Origin of the sequence: Marinobacter nauticus ATCC 49840 (genome assembly GCF_000284615.1) — a bacterium.
Taxonomy (GTDB): Bacteria; Pseudomonadota; Gammaproteobacteria; order Pseudomonadales; family Oleiphilaceae; genus Marinobacter; species Marinobacter nauticus.
This window is the reverse complement of record NC_017067.1, coordinates 774,927-797,849: the sequence shown is the minus strand read 5'-3', so window position 1 is coordinate 797,849 and position 22,923 is coordinate 774,927. Positions and strand designations below refer to the sequence as shown.

At 56.9% G+C, this 22,923-nt stretch carries 19 protein-coding genes; 11 read left to right on the top strand and 8 right to left on the bottom strand.

Annotated features, from left to right (window positions below; genetic code table 11):
- Positions 1 to 9: 9 nt before the first annotated feature.
- From pssA to MARHY_RS03620, 4 genes are all read right to left on the bottom strand, one after another.
- On the bottom strand, positions 10 to 825 hold the full coding sequence (gene pssA / locus MARHY_RS03635; RefSeq protein WP_011784403.1) for a CDP-diacylglycerol--serine O-phosphatidyltransferase: 816 nt from the start codon (positions 823 to 825) through the stop codon (positions 10 to 12).
- A gap of 90 nt (positions 826 to 915) precedes the next feature.
- Complete coding sequence (gene ilvC, locus MARHY_RS03630; protein ID WP_011784402.1) at positions 916 to 1,932, bottom strand: ketol-acid reductoisomerase; 1,017 nt, start codon at positions 1,930 to 1,932, stop codon at positions 916 to 918.
- A 64-nt stretch (positions 1,933 to 1,996) separates the two neighbouring features.
- Entirely contained in the window at positions 1,997 to 2,488 is a 492-nt protein-coding gene (ilvN, locus tag MARHY_RS03625; protein ID WP_011784401.1) for an acetolactate synthase small subunit, read from the bottom strand.
- Positions 2,489 to 2,490: 2 nt separating this feature from the next.
- On the bottom strand, positions 2,491 to 4,209 hold the full coding sequence (locus MARHY_RS03620) for an acetolactate synthase 3 large subunit (RefSeq protein WP_011784400.1): 1,719 nt from the start codon (positions 4,207 to 4,209) through the stop codon (positions 2,491 to 2,493).
- Positions 4,210 to 4,679: 470 nt separating this feature from the next.
- Here MARHY_RS03620 and MARHY_RS03615 point away from each other — a divergent pair, with 470 nt between their 5' ends.
- On the top strand, positions 4,680 to 5,156 hold the full coding sequence (locus MARHY_RS03615) for a DUF4124 domain-containing protein (RefSeq protein WP_041654573.1): 477 nt from the start codon (positions 4,680 to 4,682) through the stop codon (positions 5,154 to 5,156).
- Positions 5,157 to 5,237: 81 nt separating this feature from the next.
- Here MARHY_RS03615 and clpB read toward each other — a convergent pair whose 3' ends face one another.
- From clpB to rluD, 3 genes are all read right to left on the bottom strand, one after another.
- Positions 5,238 to 7,817 (bottom strand): ATP-dependent chaperone ClpB, encoded by a 2,580-nt coding sequence (gene clpB, locus MARHY_RS03610; protein WP_014420611.1) that lies wholly within the window; start codon positions 7,815 to 7,817, stop codon positions 5,238 to 5,240.
- Positions 7,818 to 7,991: 174 nt separating this feature from the next.
- Entirely contained in the window at positions 7,992 to 8,690 is a 699-nt protein-coding gene (pgeF, locus tag MARHY_RS03605) for a peptidoglycan editing factor PgeF (RefSeq protein WP_081496552.1), read from the bottom strand.
- Positions 8,691 to 8,739: 49 nt separating this feature from the next.
- On the bottom strand, positions 8,740 to 9,717 hold the full coding sequence (gene rluD / locus MARHY_RS03600; RefSeq protein ID WP_014420609.1) for a 23S rRNA pseudouridine(1911/1915/1917) synthase RluD: 978 nt from the start codon (positions 9,715 to 9,717) through the stop codon (positions 8,740 to 8,742).
- A 172-nt stretch (positions 9,718 to 9,889) separates the two neighbouring features.
- On the opposite strand from rluD, the gene MARHY_RS03595 reads away from it, so the two are divergent.
- A complete protein-coding gene (locus MARHY_RS03595; RefSeq protein WP_011784395.1) occupies positions 9,890 to 10,723 on the top strand; it encodes an outer membrane protein assembly factor BamD in 834 nt (277 codons plus the stop codon).
- Positions 10,724 to 10,731: 8 nt separating this feature from the next.
- On the opposite strand, the gene MARHY_RS03590 is transcribed toward MARHY_RS03595, so the two are convergent.
- A complete protein-coding gene (locus MARHY_RS03590) occupies positions 10,732 to 12,396 on the bottom strand; it encodes an NAD+ synthase (protein WP_014420608.1) in 1,665 nt (554 codons plus the stop codon).
- A 92-nt stretch (positions 12,397 to 12,488) separates the two neighbouring features.
- Between MARHY_RS03590 and MARHY_RS03585 the strand changes: the two genes are divergently transcribed.
- From MARHY_RS03585 to MARHY_RS03545, 9 genes are all read left to right on the top strand, one after another.
- Positions 12,489 to 14,135, top strand: coding sequence for a sensor histidine kinase (locus tag MARHY_RS03585; RefSeq protein ID WP_023009262.1), 1,647 nt, complete (start codon positions 12,489 to 12,491; stop codon positions 14,133 to 14,135).
- A gap of 49 nt (positions 14,136 to 14,184) precedes the next feature.
- Complete coding sequence (locus MARHY_RS03580) at positions 14,185 to 15,573, top strand: sigma-54-dependent transcriptional regulator (RefSeq protein WP_041654572.1); 1,389 nt, start codon at positions 14,185 to 14,187, stop codon at positions 15,571 to 15,573.
- A 112-nt stretch (positions 15,574 to 15,685) separates the two neighbouring features.
- The gene (locus MARHY_RS03575; protein WP_162132548.1) at positions 15,686 to 16,252 is read left to right on the top strand and encodes a GspH/FimT family pseudopilin; all 567 of its coding nucleotides are present in this window, start codon (positions 15,686 to 15,688) and stop codon (positions 16,250 to 16,252) included.
- 147 nt (positions 16,253 to 16,399) lie between these two features.
- Positions 16,400 to 16,882: a GspH/FimT family pseudopilin gene (locus MARHY_RS03570; protein ID WP_014420604.1), complete on the top strand. Its 483-nt coding sequence runs from the start codon at positions 16,400 to 16,402 to the stop codon at positions 16,880 to 16,882.
- A complete protein-coding gene (pilV, locus tag MARHY_RS03565; RefSeq protein ID WP_081496551.1) occupies positions 16,873 to 17,373 on the top strand; it encodes a type IV pilus modification protein PilV in 501 nt (166 codons plus the stop codon). The genes MARHY_RS03570 and pilV overlap by 10 nt, the downstream gene beginning before the upstream one ends.
- Positions 17,373 to 18,506 (top strand): PilW family protein, encoded by a 1,134-nt coding sequence (locus MARHY_RS03560; RefSeq protein WP_014420602.1) that lies wholly within the window; start codon positions 17,373 to 17,375, stop codon positions 18,504 to 18,506. The genes pilV and MARHY_RS03560 overlap by 1 nt, the downstream gene beginning before the upstream one ends.
- Positions 18,503 to 19,012: a pilus assembly PilX family protein gene (locus MARHY_RS03555; RefSeq protein ID WP_023009257.1), complete on the top strand. Its 510-nt coding sequence runs from the start codon at positions 18,503 to 18,505 to the stop codon at positions 19,010 to 19,012. Before MARHY_RS03560 ends, MARHY_RS03555 begins: the two co-directional genes overlap by 4 nt.
- Before the next feature lie 60 nt (positions 19,013 to 19,072).
- A complete protein-coding gene (locus tag MARHY_RS03550; RefSeq protein ID WP_041654569.1) occupies positions 19,073 to 22,477 on the top strand; it encodes a pilus assembly protein in 3,405 nt (1,134 codons plus the stop codon).
- Between the two features lie 44 nt (positions 22,478 to 22,521).
- Entirely contained in the window at positions 22,522 to 22,905 is a 384-nt protein-coding gene (locus MARHY_RS03545; RefSeq protein ID WP_023009255.1) for a hypothetical protein, read from the top strand.
- The last annotated feature ends 18 nt before the right edge of the window (positions 22,906 to 22,923 follow it).

The following is a 22,923-nucleotide window of genomic DNA, read 5'->3' as shown; positions in this document are numbered from 1 at the left end:
GGGTAAGTCCTACCGAGCGCGGGCCGGCTTGCGACGGAACAGAGCCCGAACCGGGCCGGAAAGTGCGTAAATCAGGAACCCGGTGAAGAGTACGGTGGCAGGATCAAGGGCGATCACCACAAACACCAGCACCACCAGAAGTATTGCCGCGAAAGGAACCCGACCTCGAAGATCGAGATCCTTGAAGCTGCGGTAAAGGATATTGCTGACCATCAGCACACCGGTTCCGGCCACAACGATAATTGTCAGCAACGTCAGCCAGGACGATGGCTCGAAACTGTGGAAACACCACACCAGCCCCGCAACACAGGCAGCTGCCGATGGACTGGGCAGGCCCACAAAGTATTTTTTGTCCACGGAGCCGATCTGGGTATTGAACCGGGCCAACCGCAATGCTGCGCCGGCCACGTAGATGAACGTAACCACCCAGCCCACTTTGTCCAATCCGTTGAGGGACCAGAAAAACGCCACCAGGCCGGGCGCAACACCGAAGGCCACCATGTCGGCAAGGCTGTCGTATTCCTCACCGAATTTGCTCTGAGTATTCGTCATCCGGGCAACACGGCCATCCAGTCCATCCAGAATCATGGACACGAAAATGGCAATGGCCGCATTGTCGAACACACCATTGGCGGCAGAAACAATCGCATAGAATCCAGAGAACAGAGAGGCTGTCGTCAGCGCGTTGGGAAGCAGGTAAATGCCTTTGCGACGAACCTTTGCCCCCTCAACAAGCTCCTCTTCAACCACTTCACCGGGCTCAATTTCCGGATCTGCGGCTTTCCTGGTTTCTGATTTTTCCACGGTATTCTTTTCTTCAGTCATTCCATAAACTCCGGAAAGCATTTGGGCGGAGTATAAACGAAAAACGCGGCCACAAGGGGCCGCGTTTCCAAACCTTACCGAAAATCCGGATCAGTTCTTGTCTTTGTCCACGATCTTGTTCGCGGAAATCCACGGCATCATGGAACGCAGCTTCTCGCCCACGGTTTCGATCTCGTGAGCCGCATTCTGGCGACGGCGAGCGGTCATGGACGGGTAGTTCAATGCGCCTTCAGAGATGAACATCTTGGCGTATTCACCACTCTGGATGCGCTTCAGTGCGTTACGCATGGCTTCGCGAGACTGCTCGTTGATCACCTCCGGGCCGGTTACGTATTCACCGTACTCGGCGTTGTTGGAGATGGAGTAGTTCATGTTGGCGATACCGCCTTCGTACATCAGGTCAACAATCAGCTTAAGCTCATGCAGACACTCGAAATACGCCATTTCCGGAGCGTAGCCTGCTTCGGTCAGGGTTTCGAAGCCGGCTTTAACCAGCTCAACCGCACCACCGCACAGAACCGCCTGCTCACCGAACAGATCGGTTTCGGTTTCGTCCTTGAAGGTGGTTTCGATGATACCGGTACGGCCGCCGCCGATGCCGCTGGCGTAGGACAGAGCTACATTCTTGGCGTTGCCGGACGCGTCCTGGAAGATCGCAATTAGGTCAGGGATACCACCGCCCTTGGTGAACTCGGTGCGCACAGTGTGGCCCGGAGCTTTCGGAGCAACCATGATCACGTCCAGATCTTTGCGCGGAACGATCTGGTTGTAGTGAATCGCAAAACCGTGAGCGAAGGCCAGGGTAGCGCCCTGCTTCAGGTTCGGCTCGATTTCCTCACGGTACAGCTGGGCCTGGAACTCGTCCGGCGTCAGAACCATGACCACGTCTGCAGATGCAACGGCAGAAGCCACATCGCTGGTCTTCAGTCCATAGGCTTCAGCCTTGGCGATGGAGGATGAACCGGCACGCAGACCAACAACCACGTCTACACCGGAGTCCTTCAGGTTACACGCATGAGCGTGACCCTGGGAGCCGAAGCCGAGAATGGCAACTTTCTTGCCCTGGATGATGGAAAGATCGCAATCCTTATCGTAATAAACCTGCATGAGAAACCTCTATTATATGTACTGACCCCTCGGGGCCATGATTTTCGATTTGTTTCGGCAGCCCTTACAGGCTGAGCACCTTTTCGCCCCGGGCAATGCCAGATACGCCAGTGCGAACAACTTCCAGAACACCCGAAGTGCCCACCGCCTGAATGAAGCCGTCCAGCTTTTCACTGTCGCCGGCAAGCTGCACGGTGTAGACAGAACTGGTGACATCCACAATCTGGCCACGGAAGATATCCACCGTGCGCTTGATCTCGGCACGCTGGGATCCGGTTGCCTTGAGCTTGACCAGCATCAGCTCCCGCTCGATGTGAGCGCCCTCGGTCAGATCCACCAGCTTGACCACTTCGATCAGCTTGTTCAGCTGCTTGGTGATCTGCTCGATAACCTTGTCGGAACCTGTCGTGGTGACAGTCAGGCGAGACAGGGTTTCGTCTTCCGTGGGCGCCACGGTCAGGGTTTCGATGTTGTAGTTGCGCTGCGAAAACAGGCCAACCACACGAGACAGTGCGCCGGGTTCGTTTTCCAGCAAAACAGAAATGATTCGACGCATGATCACACCCTCTCCGTTTTGCTGAGCCACATGTCTTTCATGGATCCTCGAGCGACCTGCATGGGATAGACATGCTCAAAGCGGTCCACATAGATATCGACAAACACCAGTTTGTCTTTCATGGCCAGGACTTCCTTGAGCTTGGGCTCCAGGTCTTCCTTGCGATCAATGCGCACACCCACATGACCATACGCTTCCGCCAGCTTGATGAAGTCCGGCAAAGACTCCATGTAAGACTGGGAATGGCGAGACTCGTAATTCATGTCCTGCCACTGCTTGACCATGCCCAGAGCCTGGTTATTCAGGTTGATGATCTTCACCGGCAGATCGTACTGCTTGCAGGTGGACAGTTCCTGGATATTCATCTGGATACTGCCTTCACCAGTAAAGCACAGCACTTCATCTTCCGGATGGGTCAGTTTGATGCCCATGGCGGCCGGCAGGCCGAAGCCCATGGTGCCGAGGCCACCGGAGTTGATCCATCGGTTCGGCTTGTCGAACTTGTAGTACTGGGCAGCAAACATCTGGTGCTGACCTACATCGGTGGTTACGAAGGCATCACCATTGGTGAGCTTCCAGAGCATCTCGACCACTTCCTGGGGCTTGATTACATCCGGGCTGGTCTCGTAACGCATGCCGTGGAACGCGCGCCACTCTTCAATCTGCTTCCACCACGATGCCAGCGCCTCGGCATCCGGCTTGTCCCTGGATTCTTTTACCAGCGACAGCATTTCTTTCAGTACCGCATCCACCGGGCCGACAATGGGCACGTCTGCATCTATGGTCTTTGAGATAGATGCCGGGTCGATATCGATATGAATAATGCGCGCGCCCGGGCAGAACTTCTCGGTGGCGTTGGTCACGCGATCATCAAAGCGCGCGCCCACACAGAGAATCAGATCTGAATGGTGCATCGCCATGTTGGCTTCATAGGTACCGTGCATACCCAGCCAGCCCAGGTGCTGTTTGTCAGTCGCCGGATAGCAACCAATGCCCATCAGGGTGTTGGTGATAGGGAAGCCCAGGGTCCGGGTCAGCTCGGTCAACTGGCTGGAAGCCTTGCCCAGGATCACACCGCCGCCGGCATAGATGACCGGGCGTTTGGCCGCCATCAGCATGTCGACGGCTTTTTTGATCTGACCGGCATGGCCACGAACCGCCGGGTTATAGGAGCGCAGCTTGACCTTCTTGGGATAGGAGTACTCATAGCGCTCATTCGGTGTGGTCATATCCTTCGGGATATCAACCACAACCGGACCGGGACGACCGGTAGCAGCGATGTAGTATGCCTTGCGGATTACCTCAGGGATTTCCTCGGGGTGACGAACGCTCAGATTGTGCTTAACCACCGGACGGGAAACACCGATCATATCGGTTTCCTGGAAGGCATCCTCACCAATAAGGGTGGATGCAACCTGGCCGCACAGAACCACCATGGGGATGGAATCCATGAACGCGGTGGCAATGCCGGTAATGGTGTTGGTGGCTCCAGGACCCGAGGTCACCAGTACGGTACCTGGTTTTCCGGTTGCACGGGCATAGCCGTCGGCCATGTGGACCGCCGCCTGTTCGTGCCGCACCAGAATATGCTTGACTTTGTCCTGCCTGAACAGCGCATCATAAATATGAAGGGCTGCACCACCCGGATAGCCGTATATGTATTCGATCCCTTCATCCTGCAGGGAGCGGATCAGCATATCGGCGCCAGACAATAACTCCACGATTTTCTACCCTCTTCTACGAGTGAATGAGCCGGGTTACGCCCCGGTTGCCTGGATTCTCGGTTTCCCTGCTTCTTGTGAAAGCGGAACCGGCGTACTCCTCCACACCAAAACTAAAGAGGTTGTCTCCTGGCCAGCCGCCCTCCTGAGGGTTGCGGAGAACGGCCAATCAACGGGTTGCACGTAAGCAACAACCAAGGCCCGCCAGACGCTGGCGAACGCAGTGTGGTGATTAACGGGGGATACTCGCTCGGGATTGCCTGCCGTATTGACCCCAGTCTTCAGGCAATCGGTAATTCTGACAGCGGGAAACTCGCTGTCAATAGGCGCTGTGGCTTAATTACCGCCGAATTCGCCTCTCTCTGCCATACTGTGCAAAACTGCGTGCAAGATTTTGAACCAGAGACAGGAAAATCCAGCCATCCGATGGCATGATAGCCACAGGCAGTAACCAAGTGACGAGCAGAGACATGAACCGAAAAATATTATTGCTGACGGTATTGATGGCGGCCGCACCCGGCCTTGCAACCAGCGCTTCGGTCTATAAGTGGACAGACGAGAACGGCGTAACACACTTTGGCGACCGACAGCCAACCGGCCGTAACGCCGAACAGGTCAACGTTCGTTCCGGCACCAGTCAGGGCGCTGGTGTTCAGCGCCGAAGCGCACAGGAACAGCTGGACGAACTGCAGGAACAACAAGCGGCAGAGCAGCAGCAACGAGAAGAATCCGCGGTTGAAGAAGCTCGCCGGAAGCAGCGCGAGGCCAACTGCGGCACAGCTCGCTCCAATCTTGAGGTGATCAATAACAACGCTCGTATCCGGGTGGAGGAGAACGGTGAAACCCGATACCTGAGCCCTGAGGAAATAGAGCAGCAGCGCCAGAAATTCCAGGAAATCGCAGACGAAAACTGCGGCCCGGAACAAGGTGGCAGCAGCCCGCGTTAAACCCTAGGGGTTCGGATAACAGAAAAGGGCGGAGACTCGTGTCTTCCGCCCTTTTTTAAATCAGCAACTGTAGTTCCCTCGTCAGCCGTTCTTGCTGAATACCAACCGGTCTTCCTGCACCGTTGCGCGAATGATATCGCCGGGCACAAACGCACCCTGAAGCAGCTTTTGCGCCAGCGGATTTTCGATCATGCGCTGAATCGCCCGCTTCAGCGGCCGAGCACCATAAACCGGGTCGTACCCGACTTCCGCCAGCAACTGCATGACGTCGTCTCCGAGTTCCAGTTTCATATCCTGATCCTTCAGGCGACGAGCCAGATTCTCGATCTGGATGCGGGCAATGCCCTGAATCTGGGACTCCGCCAGCGGATGGAACACCACTACTTCATCCACACGGTTAATGAACTCCGGCCGGAAATGAGTGCCAACCACTTCCATCACCGCCGACTTCATGTCTTCGTAGTTCTCTTCTCCGGCCTTCTCCTGAATGATGTGGGAACCCAGATTTGAGGTCATCACCACCACTGTGTTGCGGAAGTCGACCGTGCGGCCCTGACCATCGGTCAGACGCCCATCATCCAGCACCTGAAGCAGGATGTTGAAGACATCCGGGTGCGCCTTTTCAACCTCATCCAGAAGCAGAACCGAGTAGGGCCTGCGACGCACGGCCTCGGTCAGGTAGCCACCCTCTTCATACCCCACATATCCGGGAGGCGCACCAATCAAACGGGCGACCGAGTGCTTCTCCATGAATTCCGACATATCGATGCGAACCATGGCCTCTTCGGTATCGAACAGGAAGTTTGCCAGCGCCTTGCACAACTCGGTCTTCCCCACCCCGGTCGGCCCAAGGAACAGGAAAGAACCATTGGGACGATTCGGATCCGACAGTCCAGCCCGGGACCGGCGCACCGCATTGGATACCGCTTCCACGGCCTCATCCTGGCCAATGACCCGATCGTGGAGGGCTTCCTCCATGCGCATCAGCTTGTCGCGCTCCCCCTCCAGCATCTTGGATACCGGAATCCCGGTCCACTTTGAAACGATTTCCGCAATTTCTTCATCCGTGACCCGGTTGCGCAACAGCTTCATTTCCATCATTTCCGCCTGGCTGGCCATATCCAGTTGGCGCTCCAGCTCCGGGATCTTGCCGTACTGCAGCTCGGACATCTTGCCCAGATCCCCTGCACGGCGGGCATTCTCCAGGTCAATCCTGGCCTGCTCCAGTTGGCTCTTGATCTTCTGGGAGCCATGCAGAGCCGCCTTTTCAGTGTTCCAGACTTCCTCAAGGTCGGCGTATTCGCGCTCAACGTTGCCGATAACGGCAGACAACTCTTCCAGCCGCTTCTTAGAGGCTGCGTCGGTTTCCTTTTTCAGGGCTTCCCGCTCAATCTTGAGCTGAATCAGCCGGCGCTCCAGGCGATCCAGAGCCTCAGGCTTGGAGTCCATTTCCATACGGATCTGGCTGGCCGCTTCATCCACCAGGTCAATGGCCTTATCCGGCAACTGACGATCGGTAATATATCGATGAGACAGCTTGGCGGCCGCGATGATGGCGCCATCCGTTACCTCAACCCCATGGTGAACCTCATAGCGCTCTTTCAGCCCACGCAGGATGGCGATGGTATCTTCCTCACTGGGCTCGCTGACCAGCACTTTCTGGAAACGGCGCTCCAGTGCTGCGTCTTTTTCAATATTTTCCCGGTACTCATTCAGCGTGGTGGCGCCGACACAATGCAACTCTCCCCGGGCCAGCGCCGGCTTCAGCATATTGCCGGCATCCATGGACCCTTCGGCTTTACCGGCCCCCACCATGGTGTGGATTTCGTCAATGAACAGGATGATCTGGCCTTCCTGCTTGGACAGCTCGTTAAGCACCGCCTTCAGGCGCTCCTCAAATTCGCCGCGAAATTTGGCGCCGGCAATCAATGCGCCCATGTCCAGCGACAGTACTTTCTTGTCCTTCAGGCCATCGGGCACCTCGCCGTTGACGATACGCTGGGCCAGCCCCTCAACAATCGCGGTTTTACCCACACCAGGCTCACCGATCAGCACGGGGTTGTTCTTGCGCCGGCGTTGCAGTACCTGAATGGTGCGACGGATTTCGTCGTCGCGACCGATTACCGGGTCCAGCTTACCGGCTTCAGCCCGCTCGGTAAGATCAATGGTGTACTTTGAAAGCGCCTGACGGTTTTCCTCAGCGCCCGCATCATTCACCGACTCTCCCCCACGCACTTCGTCAATCGCCTTTTCCAGCGCCGCCTTGTCAACGCCTTGCTCTCGCAGAATGCGCCCCAGCGAACCGCGGTCTTCAACCGCCGCCAGCAGAACCAGCTCACTGGATATGAACTGGTCACCCCGCTTCTGGGCCAGCTTGTCGGAAATGTTGAACAGTCGACCCATGTCGTTCGACATGGACACATCGCCGGCATTGCCCTGCACTTCCGGCAGGTTCTCAATTTCCTTCGCCACGGCCTGCCGTACCCGGCCGGGCTCGACCCCCACTTGTTTGAGCAGCGGTTTCATGGAGCCTCCCTGCTGGTCCAGCAGGGCCTGCATCAGATGCACGGGCTCGATGAAGTTATGATCTTTGCCAACCGCGATGGACTGCGCATCCGCCAACGCGGTTTGCAGTTTGCTGGTGAGCTTGTCGATTCTCATGTGTTCTTATCCCCAAAATTCGTAGTGAATACCGATCAACCCTGTGGTGCGGATATTCCGATTGCTTTGAAACTTAATGTAGGGGCAAGTGGGGGGAGTTCAAGTTGAGCCGACCTCAATTCGTCAGAAATTTGACGGCTGTCAGTTAACACATCAGGGAGAGCAATCAGGAGTTCAGGATTTTAACCAGACCAGGGTCGCCATACGGCCGGTTTGACCATCCCGGCGATAGGAAAAGAACCATTCCCGATCCTGAACGGTGCACAGGCTACCGCCAGCGACCGCCGAGACACCAACCTGATGCAGGCGCAGGGCTGCCAGGCTGTAGATATCGGCCATGAAATGGCCCGGGCGAGCTCCCCTGGCTTTAAAGGCATTCGCAGCCCGCGGGCTATGGCGAACAAACGCTTCGCGCACTTCAGGACCAACTTCGAAACTGTCTGGGCCAATGGCGGGACCCAGCCAGGCCGAAAGCTTGTCAGGCTCAACCGCCATCGCACTGACCAGGTTTTCCAGCACGCCTCCGCTGAGGCTGCGCCAGCCGGCGTGAGCAGCCCCCACTACGGTTCCATCGGAATCAGCAATCACCACGGGCAGGCAGTCAGCAGTCAGAATGGCACAACCAAGGCCGGGAAATCGGGTGAAACTGGCATCCGCTTCCGGAACCAGCTTGGCGTTGTCGGGTGTAAGCTCGACCACCCTCGCACCATGCACCTGATTCAACCAGCCAATCCGATCCACCTCTAACCCCGTGAAGCGGGCCAGGCGCTGCCGGTTTTCGGCGACAGATTCAGGGCTATCCCCGACATGATCCCCTAGGTTGAGCGAGCTCCACGGCGCCTCACTGACGCCTCCCTTGCGAGTCGTGCACATGGCTTGCACCGCCCCCGGTGCGGACCAACTCGGCCTCAGGATGTAGTTGTCAGAAATCACGTTCTTCCAGCTCCCGGGCGTGTTTGCGCAGAGCTTCGATCAGGTGAACCATATCCTCTGGTAGCGGCACCTCCCAGCTCAGAATCTCACCCGTTTCCGGATGCTCAAGGGTCAACTGTCTCGCATGCAGGGCCTGCCGGGTGAACGCAGCCAGTACATCCCGAAGCTCCTCTGTAGTGCCTTTGGGCAACCGCAGACGCCCACCGTAGGCAGGATCACCAACCAGCGGGTGGCGCACATGCGCCATGTGCACACGGATCTGATGGGTGCGGCCACTTTCCAGCTTGCAACGAACCAGGGTATGCGCGGCAAAACGCTCCAGCAGACGGTAATGGGTGACCGCCGGTTTGCCACTGGAAACCACGGCCATGCGTTTACGATCCTGCGGATGACGGCCAATAGGTGCGTCAACTGTTGCACCACCGGTCAGCGCGCCCACCACCACGGCCTCATACTCCCGCCCCATCGTGCGCGTTTGCAACTGGTCTACCAGGGAGGTATGTGCAATCAGGCTGCGGGCCACCACCATGATGCCGGAGGTATCCTTGTCCAGGCGGTGAACAATACCTGCCCTCGGCAGGTTTTCCACTTCCGGCGCGTAGTTCAGCAGGGCGTTCACCAGCGTGCCATCGGCATGGCCGGCCGCTGGGTGCACCACCAACCCGGCCGGCTTGTTGATCACCAGCAAGTGCTCATCTTCGTAGACGATATCCAGGCTGATGGGTTCGGCTTCCCAGGTCACCTGCACTTCCGGCTCAGCATCGAGAGCCAGGGAATCGCCCATCATTACCTTGTCTCGCGGCTTACGGGATTTTCCATTCACCGTCAGGGCTCCGCTCTTGATCCAGGACTGCAGGCGGGAGCGGGAATGCTCGGGCATCAGTTCCGCCGCCGCCTGGTCCAGCCGTTTATCGCTGAGCTCCGGCGGTACGGTAAATTGGCCGGTAATTCGGTTTTCGGAAGTCATTCAGCCTCGTTTTCGCCGTTGGTTTCTGGCGCAGACGGCCGCCGGACAGGCGGCGATGTTACGTTTCGGTCAGATTCTGGTGCCAATATCGGGAAACACTGCACACAGACAGCCTTCCCCGTTACAATGACCAATCCAACCACAAGTTCTGAACATTATACGGGATTCCGGCATGAGATCAGTCGTTCGATTACTGCTACTTTCCACACTTTTTGCGCTGGCCGCCGGCTGTGCGTCCCAGAAGGAGGTGGAAGTCCTGCCGGAACAAACCTATTACGAGAATGCCCGTGAGGCCATGAACTCGGGCAACTTCAACGAAGCCGAACAGAACCTGGATGCCCTGGAAACCTATTATCCATTCGGCCGTTATGCCGAACAGGCCCAGCTCGATCTGATCTTTGCCCGTTACCAGAACCTCGACCTTGAAGGTTCCCGGGCTGCCGCCGACCGCTTCATTCGCCTGAATCCGCAGAGTGAGCATCTGGACTACGCGCTCTACATGAGAGGGCTCGCCTCCTATAATCTGGACCTGGGACTGGCCACACGCTATTTCCCTGTTGATGCGGCCGCACGCAATCCCGGCGAGCAATTGCAGGCGTTCCGCGATTTCTCACAGTTGCTCAACCGGTTTCCGGACAGTGACTACGCTCTGGACGCCCGCCAGCGTATGATCGCCATCCGCAATCGAATGGCCGAACTGGAACTGCACGCTGCCCGTTACTACATCAAACGTGAAGCCTACGTGGCCGCCAACAACCGTGCTCGCTACGTAGTGGAGAACTACCCGTCTTCGCCTTCAGTGGAAGAGGCTCTGATGATCATGGCGGATACCTTCCGCTTTCTGGAGCTGAAAAAGGGCGCCAACGATGCCATTGCCACGCTGAGAAAAAACTTCCCGAACAGCGACGCCTTCAATGACAACGGTGAGTACGAATCAGATCTTCTTCGCCGCCAGAACCGGTCATTGACCAACGTGGTGACCTTCGGTCTGATGGGGGATGAGTAAGAGCGGGATTACTTCCCGCTCTTCCAGCCATTGGTAATGGGATAGCGTCTGTCTTTGCCAAAGCCCCGTTCGGTAATACGAACACCGATGGGGGCCTGGCGCCGCTTGTATTCATTGATATCAACCAGCCTGACCACCCTGTCCACATCCTCGCGCTCAAACCCTTCCGCGACGATAGCATCAGCACTGTAATCACGCTCCACGTATAGGTTCAGAATCTGATCCAGCACGTCATAGCCCGGCAAGCTGTCCTCGTCTTTCTGGTCTGGCGCCAGCTCGGCTGAGGGCGGGCGGGTAATCACCCGCTCTGGAATCACTGGTGACAGGGTATTGCGGTAGCGCGCCAGCCGGAAAACCAGCGTTTTCGGCACATCCTTCAGAACATCAAAGCCACCGGCCATGTCACCGTATAGCGTGGAATAGCCAACCGCCATTTCACTCTTGTTGCCAGTCGTGAGCACCAACGAGCCAAACTTGTTGGACAGCGACATGAGCAGCACCCCCCTCAGACGAGCCTGAAGGTTTTCCTCAGTGGTATCCGGCTTGGTGCCCGCAAACGGTTCTGCCAGCGCCGCCATGAAGGCATCGTACATGGGCTCAATGGAGAACACGTCATACTGCACACCCAGGGCGGTGGCCTCGGCTTCGGCATCTTCCAGGCTGATGCTGGAGGTATACCGAAACGGCATCATCACCGCGTGCACACGCTCCTTGCCCAGTGCATCCACCGCAACCGCCAGTGTAACCGCCGAATCGATGCCGCCGGACAGGCCAAGTACTACCGACCTGAAACCATTCTTGTTGACGTAATCCCGCACACCAGTCACCAGGGCGCGGTATACATTGGCTTCCAACTGCGGTTCTGGCGGCAATGGGCGGGAGATCGGCTGGCAGTGGTGTTCGCACAAGAGGTCCACCGGGTACAGCCCTTCCTCGAACTGAAGCACTTCCGCCGACAGCCCACCGGAACGATCAAACACCATGGAGCCGCCATCAAACACCAGCTCATCCTGGCCGCCCACAAGGTTCACATAGACGATGCTGACCCGGTTCTCCCGGGACTTGCGTTCCAGCAAAGCCTTGCGACGGGCCTGTTTATCGATATCGTAGGGCGAGGCATTGAGATTAAGGATGAGCCGAGCACCCGCGGCTGCCGCATCTTCCACAGGGCCATCTTTCCAGAGATCCTCACACACGGTAATGCCGACAGGCTGGCCTTTAATGTCGAGCACCAGTGTGTCGGAACCTTCGGCGAAATAGCGCTTTTCGTCAAAAACCTGGTAGTTCGGCGGGAAGCGTTTGAAGTAGCGACCGCGAATCTGACCGGCTTCAATCACCAGCGCCGCGTTATATAGCAACCCTCCAGAGCGAATAGGAGCCCCGATGACCATCGCCGGAGGCAGTGCCGCACTCTGCAGCTTTTCCAGTGCTTCGCGCACGCGAAGGTCCAGACTTGGGCGCAACAGGAGATCCTCCGGCGGGTAGCCGGTCAGGCACAGCTCCGGAAAGACAACGATATCGGCCTGATGCTCCGCCCAGGCCCGCTGGGTTGCCTCCAGAATCAGATCGGTATTGCCCGGAATATCTCCAACCAGGAAATCCAGTTGCGCCATAACAACGCGGAGTTTTCGGGCGGCGTTCTGGCTCTGGGATGTTTGACCGGCTTCCGGCATGGACTAGCTCCTGTAACTTGTTGCCGTTAAAAGGCTATTATAACCCGTCAACAACAAAGATTTCTCCCGCACACAGACAGATGACTCGCTCCATGGCTCAAGACACTGCCGACAAAGACAGCAAGCGCTCTGCTTTCGGGCCGCCGGCCAAGCAGCAACAGGGAAGGCTGTTCCGGATCTACAATCATTATCGCGTGGTCATCAGCCTGATGCTGCTGGGCTTGCTGCTCTTCGATCCATTCACCACCGACAGCAAGTTCCGCTGGCTGGAGTACTACCAGGCGGGCGTGGTTACCTACCTGGCAATCAATGGCTTTACCGCACTGCTACTGCTTGCCGGCTTCCAGCCACGACAGCGGCATATCACGCTCTCCATTCTGATCGACATACTGGTGATGCATGGACTGTTACTGGCCAGCACCGGTATCACTAATGGCCTGGCCAACCTGGTTATCATTTCGGTGGCGGCGGGCAATATTCTGACACCAAGCCGGATAGGCACCTTCTACGCGGCGCTGGCTGCCATCTGCTCTCTCGGCATCTCCGGCTGGGCGGTACTCGCCATCAATGAAACCGCCGACGACATTGTCCGGGCGGGCTCTCTGGGCATACTCTACTTTGCCGCGGCTTTTGTCCTGCAGGGCATTTCAAAACGGATGATCCGAAGCGAAGCCCTGGCCAGCAGCCGGGCACGGAGCATTCAGGAACTGGAACAGATCAACCAGCAGATCATCCAGCGCATGCGTACCGGCATCCTGGTGCTTGATCGTTTCGGCCAGATTCGGCTTGCCAACGCCGCCGCCGAAGAACTGCTGTTCGGTGTGAGCGCCGATGGAGAAGATCTGGAGCCCCGTGCAAGGCTACTGCCTAAACCGCTCAGGCAGGGGCTCGAAAGCTGGCTGAAAAACCCCAACATGCGGATTGAACCCTTTCAGGCGTCGTCTACCTCACCGCTTTTGCAGGCCAACTTCACGCAACTGGACCAGGAGCGGGGCGACCAGATTCTGGTGTTTATTGAAGACATGAGCAAAGTGACCCAGCAGGCCCAACAGATGAAGCTGGCCTCACTCGGACGCTTAACGGCTGGCATCGCTCACGAAATCCGGAATCCTCTCGGCGCCATAAGCCACGCTGCCCAGTTAATGGAAGAATCCCCCAGCCTGGATGAAGGGGATCTTCGCATGCTCGATATCATTCGCCGTCACTCCCGACGGGTGAATGGCATCATCGAGAATGTACTGGACCTCTCTCGCCGCCGGACCGCAAATTCCGAGCTGATAGATGTCGGCCAATGGCTTCGCGAGTTCCGGGATGATTTCGTGCAGACGGTGAATGGGGAAACGGCCACCACGATCGAGTTGAATATCAGTGAGCAGATTCCACAGGCTCGTTTCGACAAGAGCCAGATTGAGCAGGTGATGGTGAATCTGTGCGACAATGGTTTGCGGTACAGCAAACAGCAGACCGGGCAAAACAGGATACAATTAATTGCGGGCGCCACGGCCGATGGCAAACGGGCTTACGTGGACGTTCGGGATTTTGGCCCGGGCATCAGTGCCGAGCATCGGCATTCCGTATTCGAGCCCTTTTTCACCACGGATAAAAGCGGAACCGGGCTTGGCCTCTACCTGGCCAGGGAGTTATGCGAAGCCAACCAGGCACACCTGTCGCTGGTCGATGACGGACAGCCGGGGTGCCGATTCCGCATAACGTTTGCTCACCCCGGGCGAATGATCTGACCAGCTGGCCATCGGGCGTTTGAATTCAACAGGGAACCGAAGACACAGAATGACTACACAGACAGCGCTGATTGTTGACGACGAGCCGGATATCCGGGATCTACTGGAAATCACCCTCACCCGGATGGGCATTACCACCTACACTGCCCCCGATCTGGCCAGCGCCAGGGAATTGCTGCAGCAGCACAACCCCCAGCTCTGCCTGACCGACATGAACCTGCCCGACGGCAATGGCATAGAGCTTGTTCACTGGATCCAGCAACACACTCCCTGCACCCCCGTTGCAGTGATCACCGCCTATGGCAGCATGGATACGGCTATCGAATCGCTCAAAGCCGGCGCTTTTGACTTCGTATCCAAGCCCGTGGAGCTGCCCCGCCTGCGGGAACTGGTCAACAGCGCTCTGAAGCTGTCAGAACCCCAGACCCGCGGAACCGCTGATTCCGATGAGCCTGGCCTGCTTCTGGGCGACTCGCCGCAAATCCGGAAACTGCGCACACAGACGAAAAAGCTCGCCAGAAGCCAGGCACCGGTGTTTATCAGCGGCGAATCCGGCAGCGGCAAGGAGCTGGTCGCCCGCATGATTCACCTGCAAGGCCCCAGAAGTGACGGCCCCTTTATCGCAGTGAACTGTGGCGCAATCCCCTCGGAATTGATGGAAAGCGAGTTCTTTGGCCACAAGAAGGGCAGCTTCACCGGAGCCGTCGAGAACAAGCAGGGCCTGTTCCGCTCTGCCGATGGTGGCACCCTGTTTCTGGACGAAGTGGCCGACCTGCCACTGGCCATGCAGGTAAAACTGCTGCGTGCTATCCAGGAGAAAGCCGTCCGCCCGGTCGGCGATACCAAAGAAGTGCCAGTGGACATCCGGGTGCTCAGCGCCACCCACAAAAACCTCCCGGAACTGGTGCAGGAAGGCGACTTCCGCCAGGATCTGTTCTACCGGATCAACGTCATCGAACTGGCGGTTCCACCGCTGCGCGAACGCGCCGAGGATATTCCCCTGCTGGCCGAGCACATTCTCCAACGCATAGCGCGGGAATACGAGTGCGACCCGGCCAAACTCACCGCGGCCGCCATCGAACGACTCAAAGGCTACGAGTTTCCCGGTAACGTTCGTGAACTGGAGAACATCCTGGAACGCGCTTTTACCCTGTGCGATGAAGACCTGATTGATGCCGGAGATCTGCATCTTGGCGGCGGTGTCGTGCCAGCGGGCTCGGCCTCCGCGTCCAGAGAGACGGAGTCAGAAACGGATGCTGCCGCAGCTCCGGTGCCCGAGGGTGAGATCGATCTTGAGGGCTATCTGGAAAGCATTGAGCGCCAGGCTATTGAAAAGGCTCTGGAGGCAACAAGGTGGAATAAAACGGCCGCGGCCAAGCGCTTAGGGATCAGTTTTCGGGCGTTGAGGTATCGATTAAAGAAACTGGGGATGGAGTAATCCAGAAGTAGACTCAGTACTTAGAATCAGGCCAGCGGCCTGGGTTAGGATTGACAGGCTCTGAACAGGATGTACAGAGCTCATCAGATAACCTCAGACAAGGATGTTCGCTATGCGTTACAAAATACGCAGTGGCGGGTTTACGCTTATAGAGCTGACCCTTACGCTATCTATCATGGCCATTCTGGCTACCTTGGCCAGTGTCTCCTGGCCCCAACTGATCACCTCAACGCGCCACACGGATACAGTCAATCAGATCCATCGCATGTTTGCCAGTGCCCGCTCACTGGCCGTCACCCGCAGGACAGTGATCACGGTATGCCCACTTACACCGGCGCAATCCTGCATCGACGACTGGAACCGTCCGGTTCACGTGTTCCTTGACGCCGACAACGACAAGCGTCCGGATAATGGGCGTAGCCATCAGGTTTTCCACCTCAACGACAACCAGGCAAGACTCCATACTCGAACCGCCGGCCGGGGCTACTTCCAGTTCGCTTCAACCGGAATGAGCCGCGGCACAATGGGGAGCATAGTGGTGTGCTCCGGGACCCAGCCGAACGGTATCAGAATGAGCTACCTGGCTCTGAATATCGGGGGACGTCTACGCAGCCTGGAGGACGAGGACCGGGACGGAACCATCAGGTTACCGTGGGGCACCACCGTGGTCTGTTCCTGATCGCACACCGGGATAGCGGGTACGGGGTCTCATTTTATCAGACACTCGGACCGCTCATTCCCTGACAACTACCTTTTATCGCAAGACTCATGGACTGTACGACTCATTCTGCTGTAATTGAGGCTGTATTAATGGGCAGGATGGCATATGAGGAACAGAACTGCGGGTTTTACGCTAATTGAGCTCATGGTGACGATGGTCATTCTCGCGCTTGTCGCAACCATCGCCATTCCGGGATTTGGCAGGTTAATCGATAACAACCGCCTGGTATCAGGTACCAACCTGCTTGTTTCATCCATCAAGCTGGCCAGATCGGAAGCTATCAAGCGTGGCGAGAACGTGACCCTCAGCACCGATGGCGGGCTCGACAGTGGCTGGTGCGTCCATGAGGGCGGTGCTGCCGGTGATTGCACAAACAACCAGATTCGTGTTTTTGAGGCTCCCGGCAATCTGACGTATACCGAATCAGCGGCCGACATCGTGTTTGACCGCCGAGGTTTTCTGGTACCGCAGGCAGCCCAGACATTTACGGTCGCTCCCGTTGGCTGCGCTGCCGGGGATATACGGTTTCGGACTATTCGAATCAGTCCGGTAGGGCGAACTGAAGTGGAAGACGGAGTATGCCCGTGACGATCAATTCCCTAAATGACACAGTGAATTCGCACAGCCCCATGGCTCTGACCCGCCAGGCAGGTATCGGACTCATTGAGATACTGGTCACCGTCCTGATTCTCGGTATCGGGATTCTGGGCGTCGCATCGACACAGGTGGTCTCCCTGCAGATGAACACGCAATCGCAAAGCCGCAGCCAGGCGGTTCAGCTGGCGGAGGATCTGCTTGACCGAATTCGAGCCAATCCGGATAACATCGCCGGCTACGCACTGGCTCAAGGCGATGCCCAAGGCGCTGATGGCGGCGCCTGCGACACATCCTTCGTCCCGGCAAACGGGAGTGTAGCTGCAAATGATCTGGCAACCTGGGAAAACAACCTGGCTTGCCTGCTCCCGGATGCAGAACGCACAGTTGTCATTGACGGCCTCAACAACACGGTCACTGTGACGATCGACTGGGATCAAAACGACCAGGCAATGAACCCCGTAGTGGTGAGGACTCAGATCTGATGGCGCACACTATCCAAGCAAGAGCTCACGCTTCCGCTCCCCGTTGGCAATCCCAGCGCGGGCTTTCACTCGTGGAGTTGCTGATTGCAGTTGCACTGGGCCTGCTGTTGACGCTTGGCGTCACACAGATTTATCTGAGCGGAAACGAAACGTATCGCCAAACCCAGGGACTTGCCCATGCTCAAGAGAGCGCACGCTTTGTGTCTGCGATCCTCGCCCCGGATTTCCGGTCCGCAGGCAGCTTTGGCTGCCTCGCAGAGATGGGCCGGCCGCTGGACCAGGTTGTCGATAATCGATTGAATGGTGGCCTGCTGATGCCATTGGGGCGGCCCGTCCAGGGCTGGGATTTCAACGGCACCGGACCCGGCGACAGCGTTACCCTTCCCGCCGCTCTGAACACACCGGGTGCGGGCAGTTGGTCCTCTGGTAATGCTGGCGCGCAGCTGCCGGCCCAGTTGGCCGGCTCGGTACTGGCCAATTCAGACGTGGTCGTTATAAACGCCCTCACCCCCCTGAGCGTGCCTGTAAACGCAGCGAACCCTCAGAACGGCAACAGCATCAACCTCGTTGATAACTCCGAGGTGCCCGTCAACCGGATCGTACTGGCAACACTGGGAGACTGTTCTGAAGGCGAGTTGTTTCAAAAGAGCAATAACTTCAACTCGAGCTCAGTGACCATGGCAGGCGGCAATGTCATACCAGGCAATAATGGCAACAATTTCAACCTGGCATATGACTCTGAAACACGAGTGTATGAATTTACCTCTATGGCTTACTACATCGGTCAGGGCACCAACGGCGAACCCGCCCTGTTTCGACGGCTGATGACACCGTTAGAACCCCCACAGGAACTCGTGTCAGGGGTCGAGACGCTGCAACTCCTGTATGGCGTCGACACGGTTGGAGACGAAGCCGCAGACGATTATGTTCCCGCCAACCTCGTGGCTAACTGGGATTCGGTTTCAAGCGTCCGATTTGCGGTAATCACCCGCAGTCGGGACGAGGTGCTTGATGAAGAAAACGATCGGTTGTTTGACGTCCTGGGCAGCGAAGTGTCCCAGGCCAACAACGGTGACAGACGAGTTCGACTGGTTTCCGTCGGCACCACCACCATCAGAGGTAGAATGCAATGATTGACGCAGTCTCCCCAGGTTATCCGCTCGCGAATGGCCAGTTTCCTGGACAACAGCAAGGCGCCACCCTGATCGTTGCCCTGGTCATGCTGCTGTTGATATCCCTGCTGGCTATCGGAGGCATGCAGGGATCCATCATGCAGGAACGGATGGCCAGCAACGCCCATGATGGAGCTCTTTCATTTCAGGCATCCGAAGCAGCCCTGCGACAGGCAGAAGACGATATTCTGAACAGTCTGCCGACACGCCTCACGGCTTTCGATGAGCCGCTGATTGCGACCCCGTGGCTCTGGGATGGCACCAATCCGACTCGCCTGGGCGTTGGTAATGCCGGCCCGGATGTCAGCGCACAGCCGATTTACCACATTGCCCGACTGGCCGATGTCTGCCCGATTGAACCGGGCCAACCCTGCTTTGAGAGGTATATGACAACTGCCCGAGCCCAAGGCGGCAGTGCCGAGGCAGTGACGGTTCTGCAGTCAACCGTTCTGCTACCGCCTCAGTGATAAAGAAAACCATAAACGAACATCAGATTAGGATTGCTCATTCCATCCGGAGAGCCAGTTATGAAAAAAATCTTCCGCAAACGGCTACAGTCGAGAAAGCTGTCAAAGCTGACCACCTTCGGTGTCAGTGCGGCGTTTTCTATCCTGACCGCACAATCTGCGATCGCTCAGGTAAACCTGTCACAAGTGCCACTGTTTCTGAAGGAATCAGTGGATCCCAACCTGGTTTTCATTTTTGACGACTCGGGCTCCATGGGCTGGCGTTTTATGCCAGACGATTTGAGCGGGCGAGCGGGCAACAACTATTACTACTCCAGCCACGTCAATAAAATCTATTATGACCCGTCGGTGACCTACACGCCGCCCTACAAGCCAGATGGCAGTAGCCGGTATCCGAACTCGTCCTACACCAACGCGTGGGTCAACGGTTTTGATCAATCAGAGGGTACGGACGACCTGCGCAATGATATTCGGTTTGACCAGATTGGCAGCATCGAGCAAGGCTTCTATATGCAGTTCAACTCCTCAACGAGTTGTGACAGCAACCCCAGGCAAAACAGTTGTTATACAGCCGTATTGCTAAACAATGCCTCGGCCGAAGAAAAACAGAACTATGCCAACTGGTTTTCCTATTACAGCACCCGGGCATTGGCCGCAAAATCCGGTATCACTGAAGCCTTCTTTGACCTCCCCGAGAACATTAGAGTTGGCTATGGCGCGATCAACGTCAACGGAAGAACCATTGATGGTGTTAACACTGACACGCTTGTGAGCGGGGTGCGTCCGTACACTGCGGCACGCCGACAAACCTTCCTGACCTGGCTGCACGGTAAGAGCATCAATGGCGGCACCCCGTTGCGGACCGCGCTCAAGGACGTTGGTCAATATTATTCCCGAACCGACAACCTCGGGCCCTGGGGTGAAGTGCCCGGCACCAATGACAATACCTCTCACATTGAATGTCGGCAGAGTTTCTCAATCCTGATGACGGACGGTATCTGGAACGGCAGCAGTCCGCAGGTTGGCAACATAGATGGAACCGGTGGCCCCACCTACAACAATCCCGATCCCAACGGTAAAAACTTCACCTACCAGGCGGTGTCGCCGTTTTCGGACAGCTATTCCAACACTCTCGCAGACGTGGCAATGAAATACTGGAAGACCGATTTGAGAACGGACCTGGCCAATAAAGTGCCGGTTTCTTCGACAGATCCGGCCTTCTGGCAGCACATGACCACGTTTACCATCGGCCTGGGTGTGACCGGCGACATCAAGGAAGCCGACGCGCTGGCCGCACTGGACTCGAGCAAAAATATCACCATTAACTGGCCAGAGCCCGGCGCCGACCAAAGCCCGGATAATATCGATGATCTGTTACACGCAGCCATTAACGGCCGGGGCGGTTATGCCAGCGCCCAGAATCCAACCGAATTCACCACTGAAATCCAGGGCTTCCTGGGCGATGTCATTGCACGTTCTGAAACCTCCGCATCCTCGGCAGCAGTAAGCTCAGCAGTGCTCCGCACCGATTCCCTGGGTTTCTTCGCTGGATTCAGGAGTCAGGACTGGTCTGGCACGTTAACCGCCTTCAATTTTGATCAGGGCTCAGAAGCCTGGAATGCTGAAGAAGTCCTCGCCAGCACTCAGCCGCAAGCGCGCAAGCTGATTACCCACAATGGCAGTGCCGGGGTTGAGCTGGAGTTTGCATCGGCCAGCTCGCTGTCGAATCTGTCGACGGCACAGCAGAACGCCCTGAACGCCGACCCCACGCTCAACTCCACCCAGGACAACCTTGGGCACAATCGAATTGCATGGCTCCATGGGGATAACAATGCCCACCCGACGTTAAGAGACCGGCTGGTTCAGGACGACGGTGGCGCCAGCGTATTGCGCCTGATGGGCGATATCATCAACGCCAACCCCCAGTTCGTGGGTAAAACCAACTATGGTTTCGCCCGGCTCCCGGACCCTGAGGGGGTCGCTTACCGGAATTTCAGGTCCACGTCCTCGTATCAGAACCGTGTCGATGCGCTCTACGTACCCGCGAACGACGGCATACTCCATGCGTTCAATAGCGAAACCGGGGAAGAGTTGTTTGGCTACATCCCCTCCGAGCTATTGCTGCCCTCGGGGTCAAAAACCTACGCACGAATCTCTGAGCTGATGCAGCCCAACTACACCCATAAATATTTCATGGATGGCACACCCCGTGTCCAGGACGCCTACATCGACAAGTCTGGCGGCGGGACGCAGTCCTGGCGCACGGTGCTGCTGGGAGGCATGGGCATCGGTGGAAAAACCGTTTTCGCACTTGATGTCACCAACCCGGGTTCTTTCTCTCCATCGGATGACGTTCTATGGGAGTTTTCACACCCGAACCTGGGCTATGGCGTAACCGATCCGCAGATTTCCCGGCTGGGCGATGGCACCTGGGTGGCCCTGTTCGGCAATGGCTACAATGGCGACAGCGGGCAATCGAGCTTGTTCGTTGTGGATCTTGAGACCGGTACCCTGATCAAAGAAATTCAGACTGGAGCAGGCTCTGCCACCAGCCCCAATGGACTGGCATCAGTGACAGTAACCAGCTTTCCTGAAACCGACCCGGTAACCCGTTATGCCTACGGTGGAGACCTGTTGGGCAACCTCTGGAGGTTTGACCTGACAGGGCGAGTGTCTAATTGGTCCGCGACCAAGGTATTTACAGCGCAAAGTCCAGCGGGAAATAGCCAGCCGATCACGGTGGCCCCGCGCGTGGCGCTTAATCCAAACGACAGCGATGAACTGGTTGTCGCCTTCGGCACCGGTAGTTTCCTCCGCAGCGGGGACGAAGGTGACTACGATATTCAGTCGCTTTATGCCATCAAGGATGATTTGAACAAGAGCGGATTAGCGCGCTCAGACCTGCTGGAGCAAACCATCACCAAACAGGAAAGTATCAGTGTCAGCAAGGCATCCGGAAATGGATCCAATAGCTTCATTGTCCGAGACACCTCCGGCAACAGCCTGACAACCCAAAGTGGCTGGTACCTGGATCTGGCTTATAACGGGAATAAGGTAGGCGAACGGGTGATCAGTCGTGCCACCTTCCCATTTGGTGTTAACCCGGATCGGGTGCGTTTCACGACCGTTATTCCAGACCGCGACCCCTGTGGCAGCGGACGAACAGGGTTTCTGATGGACCTCAGGCTGAGCACCGGTGCGCCCTCAGACACGGCAGTTTTCGACCTGAACAGCGACGGAAAATTCAATACCGGCGATATTACCGGGGGGTATGCGCCCAGTGGTATCCAGGTTGGGTATGGTGGCGAAAACCGGACCATAGCCACGTCCGACGGTGACGCGGAGATCGTCATTCCGGGGCTGGACCCGACTCAGTTGTCACCCGGCGATCCATGCGAGGATGGCTTATGCGCCAGATCGCTCGACACAAACATCGGAAGACAGACCTGGGAGCAGCTTCGTTAAGAAGCTGGTCCCAAAACTGATTCAACCTAGAAACGGGATTGACCATGAAGAATCCGTTCAAGCTTCTCGGCGTTCGCCGAATCAACAAGAAAACCCTGGGCAGTTTAGGCGCCCTATTGGTCGCGATATCCATTTCTTCCGGCCTTCAGGCTCAGGAGGAGATCGCTGACGGCACGCCTATGAATACAAATGATCGTTTTTACGAGGGGGCCATAAACGCCATCCACGCTGAGGAATCCATCCTGATCGTCGATGATGAGTCCTTCACGCTCGACAGACTCGTCCAGTTCAGGAATACCGTCTGGTCACGAGAACAGGTGCTGCAGCAAATTCAGCCAGGAGACTCCATCAGACTGGAACTGTCGCCCGATACTGCGGGCGGCTCGGGGCCAACAGTGGCGGTGGGTCTCAGCGTTATACGCGATTGATCCGCCAAAACACATTCC

What these genes read in the sequence shown, in the direction of transcription:
- pssA (WP_011784403.1), bottom strand. Translation starts at nt 825, where the DNA reads ATGACTGAAGAAAAGAATACCGTGGAAAAATCAGAAACCAGGAAAGCC.
- ilvC (WP_011784402.1), bottom strand. Translation starts at nt 1,932, where the DNA reads ATGCAGGTTTATTACGATAAGGATTGCGATCTTTCCATCATCCAGGGC.
- ilvN (WP_011784401.1), bottom strand. Translation starts at nt 2,488, where the DNA reads ATGCGTCGAATCATTTCTGTTTTGCTGGAAAACGAACCCGGCGCACTG.
- MARHY_RS03615 (WP_041654573.1), top strand. Translation starts at nt 4,680, where the DNA reads ATGAACCGAAAAATATTATTGCTGACGGTATTGATGGCGGCCGCACCC.
- clpB (WP_014420611.1), bottom strand. Translation starts at nt 7,817, where the DNA reads ATGAGAATCGACAAGCTCACCAGCAAACTGCAAACCGCGTTGGCGGAT.
- pgeF (WP_081496552.1), bottom strand. Translation starts at nt 8,690, where the DNA reads ATGTGCACGACTCGCAAGGGAGGCGTCAGTGAGGCGCCGTGGAGCTCG.
- rluD (WP_014420609.1), bottom strand. Translation starts at nt 9,717, where the DNA reads ATGACTTCCGAAAACCGAATTACCGGCCAATTTACCGTACCGCCGGAG.
- MARHY_RS03595 (WP_011784395.1), top strand. Translation starts at nt 9,890, where the DNA reads ATGAGATCAGTCGTTCGATTACTGCTACTTTCCACACTTTTTGCGCTG.
- MARHY_RS03590 (WP_014420608.1), bottom strand. Translation starts at nt 12,396, where the DNA reads ATGCCGGAAGCCGGTCAAACATCCCAGAGCCAGAACGCCGCCCGAAAA.
- MARHY_RS03585 (WP_023009262.1), top strand. Translation starts at nt 12,489, where the DNA reads ATGGCTCAAGACACTGCCGACAAAGACAGCAAGCGCTCTGCTTTCGGG.
- MARHY_RS03580 (WP_041654572.1), top strand. Translation starts at nt 14,185, where the DNA reads ATGACTACACAGACAGCGCTGATTGTTGACGACGAGCCGGATATCCGG.
- MARHY_RS03575 (WP_162132548.1), top strand. Translation starts at nt 15,686, where the DNA reads ATGCGTTACAAAATACGCAGTGGCGGGTTTACGCTTATAGAGCTGACC.
- MARHY_RS03570 (WP_014420604.1), top strand. Translation starts at nt 16,400, where the DNA reads ATGAGGAACAGAACTGCGGGTTTTACGCTAATTGAGCTCATGGTGACG.
- pilV (WP_081496551.1), top strand. Translation starts at nt 16,873, where the DNA reads ATGCCCGTGACGATCAATTCCCTAAATGACACAGTGAATTCGCACAGC.
- MARHY_RS03560 (WP_014420602.1), top strand. Translation starts at nt 17,373, where the DNA reads ATGGCGCACACTATCCAAGCAAGAGCTCACGCTTCCGCTCCCCGTTGG.
- MARHY_RS03555 (WP_023009257.1), top strand. Translation starts at nt 18,503, where the DNA reads ATGATTGACGCAGTCTCCCCAGGTTATCCGCTCGCGAATGGCCAGTTT.
- MARHY_RS03550 (WP_041654569.1), top strand. Translation starts at nt 19,073, where the DNA reads ATGAAAAAAATCTTCCGCAAACGGCTACAGTCGAGAAAGCTGTCAAAG.
- MARHY_RS03545 (WP_023009255.1), top strand. Translation starts at nt 22,522, where the DNA reads ATGAAGAATCCGTTCAAGCTTCTCGGCGTTCGCCGAATCAACAAGAAA.